This window comes from Okeania sp. SIO2B9 (assembly GCF_010672505.1).
Classification (GTDB): Bacteria; Cyanobacteriota; Cyanobacteriia; order Cyanobacteriales; family Microcoleaceae; genus Okeania; species Okeania hirsuta.
Window position 1 is genome coordinate 1 of sequence record NZ_JAAHGK010000082.1, and the last position, 10861, is coordinate 10861.

The following is a 10861-nucleotide window of genomic DNA, read 5'->3' on the forward strand; positions in this document are numbered from 1 at the left end:
AAACTTGTCAGGAACTTTATCGGGACTTTCAATAAAAAAACCGAAAATGCCTCTAATGTTATAGATGGATAAATTAAGTATTAACTTGTTCGTTAATGATTATTTTATTGGTTTGTGTGTTGTAATTAGTTTCAGCTTCTTCTACTTGAGGAAGCTATTTTTTTTGATACCCTGAAATACTTTATTTAGATCAAGTCCTATTGATTTTGGTAGTAAGTATTTGTACAGTTTCGCTTACCGAAAAATTGTGGTCTAAAGCTTCCCCTTTTCAGAGGATAAAAAGCGGTCGATCTTCGGAGCTTCCCGTAGGGTGGGATGGCGAGGTCTGGGAGCCATATCCATCAGACCAAGAGAAAAGAAGATTCCATATTTTCAAGCCTCCTTATTACAGAAGGTGCTGATAACTGATAACTGATAACTGAAATGACTACATTCGCCGACATAATATCCACCTCAACTCTACAGGTGGTCTAGCATTAGCTAGAGGAAATATATCTCTACCAGTCGCCCAACTTTCAAACCAACTTGTAGGAGGCCAAGCTGTTTGAGGCAGATGTTGACGTTCATATTCTATAACTAACTCATTAGAAACGATCGCTAAGGGTAAACCATGCATCGCTGTGGCAAACTCCTTAGCAGTGAACAAACTCGACCAAGATAACTGTGCCATCTCTCGGACTAACTCATCCGGTACATACCCATCTACGGTTAAAAATATATTGAACAGAAGCATACCACCAGGACAAATAAAATCAGACATTTTTGCTAGAAATAACCGCAGTTGCTCTACATCGCGAAAATGAGATACTACTTCTGTGGCGATCGACAACTGATAAAAAGCTGGCTGCATTCGTGTCAGTGGGTCGAGAATATCTCCCTTAACCACATTCATAGATAAATTTTCTGTAGCGATCGCTGTTTGCAACTGTTCAATAAAAGCAGGCGTTAACTCTAAAACATCTACAGAATGACCTTTTCGTGCCAAAGGTAAAGCATTCCTACCCGTTCCCCCACCCACATCTAATATTTTTAATGAAGTGTTTTTACGAAATTCTGCCACAGTTGCTAATACTCTAGCATCAGGGTGAGAACCAAACAAGGGAGGCTTTCTCTTCTCTACCCAAGACTTGTACTGTTCCTCTAAAGTTGGGCTACGAACAGTTACTTGGCAAGCCATACCTTTTTTGGGAGGCTTCACTAATTCATACTGAATAACTAATATTGAACTTGTAGAAATATTAAACCCCTCTGCCAACTTCCTTTCTATCATTTGACGCAATTGTAGTTGTCTTTCCTTGGGCATTGGTCTACCCAGGTGAGAAAATAAGCTTTCTACAATATTTATGTAATGCTCAAGCATACCAGGCAGACATGGAAATGCCAACTCACCACCTCCTGAAATATAGCTATCAAGCTTATATATAACAGCTTTTTTGAGAATAGCTGGAGAAGTTACAAGTGGCAGTTGGTCACTTATGAATAATGTCTGTTCCTGGTTCATCAGCAGATTCTGCTTTAATTAATTTTTTGACAGTTTAGTATAATATTATTGACATCAACTAACTATTGTTGAAGAAGGAAGTCTGAAGTTAATTTTTACTTTTAACTTCTAATTAGTCCCTGTAAAAACTATTTCTGGAAATTTTGATTGAACTTCTGTCATTGGCCGTCTTCTTCCCTCTTCTTGCCAGTAGTTAATTATCTCAGTAGCTTGATTGAGAAGATCGACCCGGTCTGATTCATTAATCCAATGTTTGGCTTCTATTTCTTTTCTTAATTCTTCCCAAGCATCATTACGAGGCCAGAAAAAGTAACAAGTTAAGGGGCTAGTACCATTTCCTACCACTTGATCTACCGCAAGTGCTACATTATCTTCTAACCAAACTACTTTAAGTATAAATTTGGACAATTTACCTCCAGAGCCAATATTAGGCTTATTTCAAAACTTTGCACAATATTTAATCTTACCACGGAAATTGAGTGATGGACAAAGCAATTTTAGTTTTTGATATTGATGGTGTAATTCGGAATGTTGGAGGGTCTTATCGACGGGCGATCGCGGATACGGTAGAGCATTTTACATCCGGCGCTTTTTGCCCCACTTTGACAGATATTGACCAACTAAAATCTGAGGGAGTTTGGAATAATGACTGGGAGGCTTCGCGAGAGTTAATTTATCGGTATTTTGAAGGCCAAGGTCAAAAAAGAGAGGATGTTGGTTTAGATTATCAAAAGTTAGTGGCTTTTTTTCAGTCTCGTTATCGAGGTCCACATGAAGATAATTGGACTGGTTATATTTGTACGGAACCGTTGTTAGTGAGTTCTGATTATTTTCAGAGATTGACAGCAGCAGGATTTTTTTGGGGATTTTTTAGTGGGGCAATGCGCGCAGAAGCTGCTTATGTTTTGGAAGGTAAGTTAGGGTTGAGTTCTCCTGTAGTAGTGGCGATGGAGGATGGACCAGGAAAACCTGACCCCACGGGGTTATTTGCAGTATTGGAGACATTGGAAAAACAGAATGGTTTAGCTGAAAATCTACCTGTGATTTATGCTGGCGATACAGTGGGAGATATGTATACGGTGGAGAATGCTCGTCTAGCGATGCCGTCGAGAAATTGGATAGGGGTGGGTGTGTTGCCTCCCCATGTGCAGGAAAGTCAGACAAGGCGAGAGACTTATAGTGCAAAACTATTGGAGGCAGGGGCAAAGGTGGTTTTGAGTAATATTGAAGAATTGTCTGAAGAAGCGATCGCTCGCGCTTTGTTGAAGAAGGAAGAAGTGGATGGGGACTCAAACCCTAAGCAATTGTAAACACTGTATAGAACCCTTATGGGATCTATTTAAAAATAGAGGGAGAGTGTGGGAGGTGTGGGAGGTGTGGGAGGTGTAGGAGGTGTGGGAGGTGTGGGAGGTGTGGGAGGTGTGGGAGGTGTGGGGAGCAAATTTCAACCATTGCCAGACACTGATTATGGCACGGATACACGGATAAAGAACGGATAAAGATTGGTGAATCCGTACATCTGTGGCCAAATCCTGGTCTAGCAATGGGGATGGCAGTGACACCTTAAAAAGGAAGATCATCCCACTGCTGTTGCTGCTTTTGTGCCTTCAACCAGTCAGGGACATAAATCCATTGATAATTGCGAGGATACTTGAGAGCGGAAGGAGAGGGAAATACCCGCCGAAACCGCAAACTCCGATCGCCAAAATTAATCAATAAACCAATAGACAAACCTGTGTGATTGAGATAAGTAATCACTTGGCCTAAATACTTTTGATGCAAAGTTGCAAAAGCCTTGATTTCTAAAATAACCTCTTCCTCAACAATGAAATCAGGAATATAAAAGCCCAACAAATTATCCGATTCATAAATAGGCAATTTTTCTTGAGGTTTAAAACCAACTCCCTCATTTGTTAACTGTTGTTCAAGCGATCGCTGATAAATTTCTTCCCGATAACCAGGCCCCAACTTATTATGAACAGTCATAGCTGCCCCAATAATCTTATAGGTTAAATCCTCATGTACTGCTTTGACTCTACCTCTCATATTTGCACCTTCAGATCAAGAAAAAAATCTAAAACTATTTTGGCATAACCTCCAACCCCTATAGCTAGACCAGGATTTGGCCACGGATATACAGATTAGCCAATCTTTAGATCCGTGTATCCGTGGCATCATCTTTATCCCTGTATCTGTGGCATCATCAGTGTCTGGCATCCGTGGCATCATCTTTATCCCTGTATCTGTGGCATCACCAGTGTCTGACATCCGTGACATCATCTTTTTTATCCCTGTATCCGTGGCATCATCAGTGTCTGACATCCGTGACATCATCTTTTTTATCCCTGTATCTGTGGCATCATCAGTGTCTGACATCCGTGACATCATCTTTTTTATCCCTGTATCCGTGGCATCATCAGTGTCTGCCGTGGCATCATCAGTGTCTGACAGAGGATGGGGTTGAGTCTCAACTCCCTACTTCAATTAACTAGGTTCTGGAATTGTGATATCTATTGAAGTAATTTTAAGATCGTTTCCGAGACTACTCAGAGGTGGTTGAATTGCTTCTTTATTACCAACCACTAAAGTTACAATTTTGTCTGGTTGCAAATATTTTTGAGCTACTCTTTGCACATCCTCAACGGTAATATTTTCTATTTCCTGACGATAACGGAAAATAAAATCTTTAGGATAATCATAATATTCATATCTCATCAAACGGGATAAAGTTTGAGCTGGATCTTGAAAGTTGAAAATAAATGAGTTGAGAGTTGAATCTTTAGCATGGGTCAGTTCTTCTTTTGTAATAGGTTGAGTGCGAATACGTTCAATTTCTTCATTAACAGATTTGATAAATGGTACAGTTGCATCCGAACGTGTTTCACCCCCAGCTATAAATACTCCTGGATAATCATAGTTAGGACTCCAATAAGCAGAAACTGAATAAGCTAAACCTTGACGCGATCGAATATTATTAAACAAGCGTCCCCCCAAACCATTAAGTACCTCATTCATTACACTCAAAGCTGTATAATCAGGATTATCTAATTTTCCGCCTAAGTGACCCATTTGTACATAACTTTGAGTTAGCTGAGGTTGGTCAATAAAAAACATATCACCGACTTGAGCTTGACTAACATTTGGTAGGGGAGGTTTCACTGCTTTAATGCTTGGTTGCCAATTGCCAAATTTTTCTGTAATGAGCGATCGCATCTGTTTTGTCTGAAAATCTCCTACTACTCCCAAAATTATATTCTCAGGATGGAAATATTTAGCATAGAAATCAATTAAATCTTCCTGGGAAATGTTGTTGAGGGTTTCATATTCAACGTTTCGAGCATAAGGACTTTGTGCTCCATAAATCAATTTTTGGAACTCACGACCAACAATAGATTCAGGGTCGTCATTCCGACGAGCAATTGCACCTTGCCATTGTTGTTTGTAAAACTCTAGCTTTGCTGGAGCAAATACGGGTTCGCGAATTACTTCGGTAAATAATCCAAATACTTCTGTCAAGTCTTCAGTGAGACAACTAAATCTGGCACTACCAGCAGTACCGCCGATACTTGTTTCTACTACTGCTGCTTTTTGTTCGAGTATTTGATTTATTTTGTCAGGGGAATGTTTACTTGTACCACCTGTACGCATAACAGTACCAGTTAAGTCTGCTAACCCTGCTTTATTTTCTGGTTCAAATCTTGAACCTGTCCGGAATATTGCTCTACCACCTATGAGGGGTAATTCATGGTCTTCCATGAGATAGACAACGATGCCATTATCAAGTTGAAAGCGAGTGTACTCTGGTATTTCTAATTCTGGTAGTGGGGGAAATTCCAGTTCGGTATAATGTTTGGCTGGAGTTAGAGCTATGGCTGGTATTTGCCCTAAAATAGCTAACAGCATTACTACGGCTAAAAATGCTGTGATGAAAATTTTGGATCTAGTAATTTTCCTTTTGTAGTTAGAAAACATTGTTTGTTTTGGTATGAAAGGGAATAGGGAATAGGGAACAGGGAACAGGGAACAGACGTAGGTAGGGTTGAGGAACCGAAACCCAACGTAAGCAAGCTTTTGTTGGGTTTCACTGCCGTTCAACCCAACCTACATTTTTAGGCGTGTCAGTCTAGTAGGGTGTGTTAGCGCTAGCGTAACACACCAAGACTCTATATATAGTGCCTTTGCGTAAGTCCTGAACTTTTAACTTTTGACTTTTGACTTTTAATTTTTGACTTCACTTTTGACTTTTGAATTTTGAATTTTGACTTCACTTGGGAAGTAGTCTGCCAATAGTACGGTTTTCGGCAACAAAAGTTTTTTGAGCCACACGCATAATATCTTCTATCGTTACTGCATTAATGGCATCTAACTCTTTAAATAGATTTTGCCACGAACCAGTTTTAACTTCGTAGCTCAAGAGAGCAGAAGCCATTCCTGTATTAGAATCGAGAGAGCGCAATAAACCTGCCCGTGCTTGAGTTTTCACCCTTTCTAATTCTTGCTGAGAAACTGGCTCTGTTTTCAGTTTTTCAATTTCTGTCTGCAAAGCTGCTCCGACTTCATCTACATTACTATTGGGAGCAGTCATAGTATAAAATAGCATCAGATGTGGATATTTATCTCCTGGATAACCACCTGTTCCTCTTGCTACCAGGGCTATTCGCTGTTTCTCGACTAATGACTGATAGAGGCGAGAAGTACGACCATCACTCAAGATGCTAGTTATCATTTGATAAATTACATTGTCGGGATGATTCGTTGCAGGTCGGTGATAACCTTCTATATACCAAGGTTGGGATTGCAATTTCATTGTTACTTCCCCTGGTTCAGTTTGGGGAGGTTCGACAATATTAAGTTGTGGTGGTTTTTCTTTAGTTTCGTAGCGACCGAAATAAATTTTTGCTAATTTTTTGACTTCTTTGGGATCGACATCTCCAACTATCCCTACTGTTAAGTTACTGGGAACATAATGTGTATCAAAAAAGTCGCGCACGTTTTCTCTGCTTAAATTTTCGATATCTTCTTGATAACCAATGACAGGGCGACGGTAAGGATGAACTTGGAAAGCTTTACTTAAAAATTTTTCCAACAGTTGGGCAACGGGTGAATTTTCTGTGCGCGATCGCCTCTCTTCCAGAATTACTTGTTTTTCTTTATAAAATTCTCTAAATACTGGTTCCAGAAATCTTTCTGACTCCAGAGACATCCATAATTCTAGTTTATTGGCAGGTAAACTGTAGAAGTATAGGGTGTAGTCTGCTGAGGTGGCAGCATTCATTCCTACTCCTCCTGCTTGTTTGACTATTTTGGAGAATTCATTTTGATTTACATATTCAGATGCCTGCTTTTGAGTTGCCTCAAATTTTGCTAAAAGTTGAGTGACTTGTTCGGTTTTTTGATTAGCACTAGCTGTTTGAATTTCTGCAAATATCTTATCTAGTTTCTCTAAAGTTTGTTTTTCAGCTTGATAATCTTTTGTACCGATTTTTTTTGTGCCTTTAAAAGCTAGATGTTCTAGGTAATGGGCCACACCTGTTTGACCGTCTGGTTCGTTCGCCCCACCAACATCAGCATAAATAGAAAAAGATATAACGGGGGCATTATGTCTTTCCAATACGATGAATTTCATGCCATTGTCGAGGCGAAATTCTGTTACTTTTTTAATTACTCGGTCTAGGTAAGGCTTAATTGATATTTTTTGGTCGGGAGTAGATTCCCGTGCTAAGGCCGTATTTGCGGGAAAACCAAACCAAAACAAACTTATGGTAATTAAGCAAACACATAAGTTGAGCGATCGTTTTTTTAGTTTGGCCAATTCAAAGCTAGCACTAATTATTTTTTTACACCAAGCTGGTAAGAAAGTTTGCATAAATATTTGGAAATAAAAATTTAATTCTGTAAATAGTTCTATTGTTGGTATGAGCTTACCTCTAAGTATTTGAAATTTTGACCTCCGCATAGCAATGTTATTTGGACATATCTGCATAGGTAAAATCCATTAACTAATTGAATTTATGATTAGGTGACAATTAGAATTATATTCTCAAGTATGAGATTTTAGGAATATTGGTGTGGGATGCAAGTTTTTCGATTATACTCGTGAAATTAAAATTACAGCAGATTCGGTCGTATATGAGGTAAAAATATTAACGACGGAATGTTCCCAGTGCGGGATCTTGCCCGCGAAGGGTATATAGCGCTGTGCGCAGGCAACAGGCAACAGGCAACAGGCAACAGGGGGAAGAAATTGCCGATAATATAAGACTTTTAGCTATTTGGCCTCTCCTGCAATTTGTAAATATACCAGCGCTCATTGCTATACCTCACGCCTGATGAAATCTGCTGTAAATCTTTTTTTTCCTAAATATGTATAAAATCTGGTAGTCCAGCAGTCGTAATGGTAAGTGGAGACAAGCAACACCTAGAACGGGAGCAAGATGCTCCCACTAGCTATACCATTACAATAGACATCTGGTGGAAAATAAAGAAACCTTTTAATTAGATCAGCTAAGGAAAGAAAAATTTACCATAAAAAATCCTTTTTCGTAAAAATATCTTACCTGTTGCCTGTTGCCTGTTGTCTGTTGCCTACTCCTGCAAAAAATCTATATCTTTTTCACCAGAGGTCTAATGCACCACTACCTAAAATCTTTGTTAATTAATGCTTAAATTGCTAAATCATAACGCTACAACTGATTAAAGTAAAATAAAAATTTTAACTATTATGAAAGTTTTAACTAAGTTACCAACTTCGGAAATACAGACACGAACTAAGATATTACAAGCAGCTCAAAAGTTGTTTGCTAAATCTGGATATGATGGTACTACAATTCGCGATTTGGCAAAGAAGGCAGGAGTTGCAGAGGGTACTTTGTTTCGTCATTTTACTAATAAAAAAGCGATTTTGATTGAGTTAGCTACGGAAGGTTGGGTTGAAATTCTCACAGATTTATTGACAGAATTAAGTGAGATGTCTAGTTATAAAGCTGTGGCACAAGTGATGCGTCGCCGGATGTTAAATATTAGTCGCAATGCAGATATGATGAAAGTCTGTTTTTTGGAAGCACAATTTCATCCAGAATTGAGAGATAAAATTCAATCGGAAGTTATTGAAAAAATGACGGACGTGGCGGAGGCTTTTTTTGCAACAGCAATGGAGCGGGGTGTATATCGTCAGATGAATCCGAAACTTGTGGCACGGGTATTTTTAGGAATGTTTGCGATCGCGGGTTTTAGCCAAAAAACATTATTAGAACCAGATGCTTCTCCCCAAGCAATGCAAGAAATGGCAGAGGGATTAGCTGATATTTTCCTGAATGGTGTTTTGGCCTCTGAAGAAGGCGGTAAATATTAGGTATTGGAGAACTCCACCAATTATCAGTCTTTTGTGAAACCATTGTAGGGACGTTCCATGGAACGTCCCTACAGTCTTAGGTGGGAAAATTGACAACTACGTCATTGCAACTGGCATCTAGTGGAAGGAAAGAATCTCAAGGTCATGAGGTGCACCAACATTTAGTTATTATAGTGAGGTTGATTCGCGCCTACCTACTTATATTCAAATGGCTTCGAGAAGTGAAAATCTTAGGTCTGGTTTTGTAGCTAAATTGTAGGGGATAGTAGTTTCAATTGTTTAACTGATACTATTCACCACCACCGCCGCCACCACCATCACCACCACCACAGTCACCACCGCCGCCAAAGTCGCCACCACCGCCACCGTCGCCACCGTCGCCACCGTCGCCACCGTCGCCACCGCCGCCAAAGCCGCCACAGTCGCCACCACCGTAGCTACTACCGCTACTACCGCTACGATGACTACGATGACTACTATGACTACTATGACTAACCAAAACGATGAATAAAAACAATCCCAATGCCCCCAATACCAATATTGGGGCGATATCTCTAATAAATGTCAATGCCAAATATAAGTTATCTAATAATTCTGAAAAAAGAGAACTAAGTGCTTGAATGGGCTGCCAATTAGGTTTTGAAATATCAAGAATATCATGAGGGAATAGCACCATCACTTCTATTTCTTGTTGCGGTGGAATCGGTTTTTGAGCTACAAATTCTACAGTTGTTGAATTAATTTTTTTAGCTTTTGCAGGAAATCCAAAACTTTTATATGTTTGAATTTGTTCTGATAAAACTTCTGGCAGTCGGACTATTATTTTGGCATTCTTAATCACAGCACTCCGGTTAGCAAATATTGCTTTCCAGTAAACCTTATCTCCACTATCATTAATATGTAAACCACCAATTACTCGATATTTCAATACAAAAGTATGTGCTTCAGGAGCATTGAGTTGATGTTGCCATTTAATCCATATCTGGTTATTTTTGATTCCAGTTTTGCTAGGAATCTGTTCCTGATTTTCCCAAACTGTAACATCAGTAATTTTATCTACTTTATCGAGTGGAATATATCGATATCGTTGGTTTGTATGGGGTTGGGTGAATACATATTTCTGGGTTTCGCTGACCAGCATATCTCCATTTTTTTGCACATCTATTTCAACATTGATAAAATCCCAGTAAAAAGGAGAAGTTCCCTGAGCAATGGTTTGTAATGCTGGAGATAAACCAATCAATATTGCTACCAAAAAAGTTAATATTTTTCGTAGTTTAAATCGGGATTTTTTTTGAGAGTATGGTTCAATCAAAACTGGTAATTCATTCATTTTTTCTTTTCCTGAGTCGAAGTGAAAACTTTGGTTGCAAATCAAGACAAAATAAAATTCAGTGTATTGATCTCCACAATATTTGCATAAATACAATATTTCAGAGATCAATAAGTCTGAAAAATCATAATTATTCCTTGATAAGTAGAGAAATTGTTAATCTTAAATTGATGCTTAGTCAATTATCCAATAACCATTTTCCCTCCAATATTGTTCATTTAAAGCTTCTTCTAAATTTTGTGGTTGGATCCAACCTTGGAACATTAAAAGTTCTCCTAGTTTCATATGCAATGAAGTCTGAATGTCTATTGCTTGGTTTAGTTGAACTTGCGAAATTAATTGTCTTCGGATTAAAATTTCACCTATTTTCATAATCGTGTTTCACCTTAATTGATGTGGTCTGTTCATTAACTACTAGCTCTTGTCAGAGAGAACTTATGCAAGTTCTGTAAAATATTTCTCAAAAGTACATAAGTTCAAATCATCAGAGACTATAATAAAAATGAAGTTAGTTATCGTGTTTCACCTTAATTGATGTGGTCTGTTCATTACCTACTAGATCTTGTCAGAGAGAACTTATGCAAGTTCTGTAAAATATTTCTCAAAAGTGCATAAGTTCAAATCATCAGAGACTATAATAAAAATGAAGTTAGTTGATGAAGCTTTAAATTTTAAA

General features: G+C 38.6%; 11 protein-coding genes. 3 read left to right on the top strand and 8 right to left on the bottom strand.

Annotation, left to right across the window (positions count from 1 at the left end; translation table 11 throughout):
• Positions 1–427: 427 nt before the first annotated feature.
• Positions 428–1501: a bifunctional 2-polyprenyl-6-hydroxyphenol methylase/3-demethylubiquinol 3-O-methyltransferase UbiG gene (locus tag F6K13_RS05175; RefSeq protein ID WP_124143728.1), complete on the bottom strand. Its 1074-nt coding sequence runs from the start codon at positions 1499–1501 to the stop codon at positions 428–430.
• Positions 1502–1609: 108 nt separating this feature from the next.
• Positions 1610–1909 carry a 30S ribosomal protein PSRP-3 gene (locus F6K13_RS05180; RefSeq protein ID WP_124143727.1) on the bottom strand — a complete coding sequence of 100 codons (300 nt, stop codon included), beginning with the start codon at positions 1907–1909 and terminating at the stop codon, positions 1610–1612.
• A gap of 74 nt (positions 1910–1983) precedes the next feature.
• Here F6K13_RS05180 and F6K13_RS05185 point away from each other — a divergent pair, with 74 nt between their 5' ends.
• Together F6K13_RS05185 and F6K13_RS05190 are read left to right on the top strand one after the other, a co-directional pair.
• Positions 1984–2811, top strand: coding sequence for a TIGR01548 family HAD-type hydrolase (locus tag F6K13_RS05185; protein ID WP_124143726.1), 828 nt, complete (start codon positions 1984–1986; stop codon positions 2809–2811).
• 48 nt (positions 2812–2859) lie between these two features.
• Positions 2860–3000 carry a hypothetical protein gene (locus F6K13_RS05190; protein ID WP_161564371.1) on the top strand — a complete coding sequence of 47 codons (141 nt, stop codon included), beginning with the start codon at positions 2860–2862 and terminating at the stop codon, positions 2998–3000.
• Between the two features lie 64 nt (positions 3001–3064).
• Here F6K13_RS05190 and F6K13_RS05195 read toward each other — a convergent pair whose 3' ends face one another.
• The 4 genes from F6K13_RS05195 to F6K13_RS05210 all read right to left on the bottom strand — a co-directional run bounded on the left by F6K13_RS05195 (position 3065) and on the right by F6K13_RS05210 (position 7367).
• Positions 3065–3547, bottom strand: coding sequence for a GxxExxY protein (locus F6K13_RS05195; RefSeq protein WP_124143725.1), 483 nt, complete (start codon positions 3545–3547; stop codon positions 3065–3067).
• 15 nt (positions 3548–3562) lie between these two features.
• Positions 3563–3877: a hypothetical protein gene (locus F6K13_RS05200; protein WP_124143724.1), complete on the bottom strand. Its 315-nt coding sequence runs from the start codon at positions 3875–3877 to the stop codon at positions 3563–3565.
• Between the two features lie 108 nt (positions 3878–3985).
• Complete coding sequence (locus F6K13_RS05205; RefSeq protein WP_192901268.1) at positions 3986–5404, bottom strand: pitrilysin family protein; 1419 nt, start codon at positions 5402–5404, stop codon at positions 3986–3988.
• A 361-nt stretch (positions 5405–5765) separates the two neighbouring features.
• Complete coding sequence (locus tag F6K13_RS05210) at positions 5766–7367, bottom strand: M16 family metallopeptidase (protein ID WP_375340654.1); 1602 nt, start codon at positions 7365–7367, stop codon at positions 5766–5768.
• Positions 7368–8222: 855 nt separating this feature from the next.
• Between F6K13_RS05210 and F6K13_RS05215 the strand changes: the two genes are divergently transcribed.
• Positions 8223–8852 carry a TetR/AcrR family transcriptional regulator gene (locus tag F6K13_RS05215; RefSeq protein WP_287286956.1) on the top strand — a complete coding sequence of 210 codons (630 nt, stop codon included), beginning with the start codon at positions 8223–8225 and terminating at the stop codon, positions 8850–8852.
• A 289-nt stretch (positions 8853–9141) separates the two neighbouring features.
• Here the strand turns inward: F6K13_RS05215 and F6K13_RS05220 are convergent, their stop codons facing one another.
• Both F6K13_RS05220 and F6K13_RS05225 read right to left on the bottom strand, forming a co-directional pair.
• Positions 9142–10185, bottom strand: coding sequence for a DUF2207 domain-containing protein (locus tag F6K13_RS05220; protein ID WP_287286957.1), 1044 nt, complete (start codon positions 10183–10185; stop codon positions 9142–9144).
• 174 nt (positions 10186–10359) lie between these two features.
• Positions 10360–10557: a hypothetical protein gene (locus F6K13_RS05225; RefSeq protein WP_124154284.1), complete on the bottom strand. Its 198-nt coding sequence runs from the start codon at positions 10555–10557 to the stop codon at positions 10360–10362.
• Positions 10558–10861 lie beyond the last annotated feature (304 nt).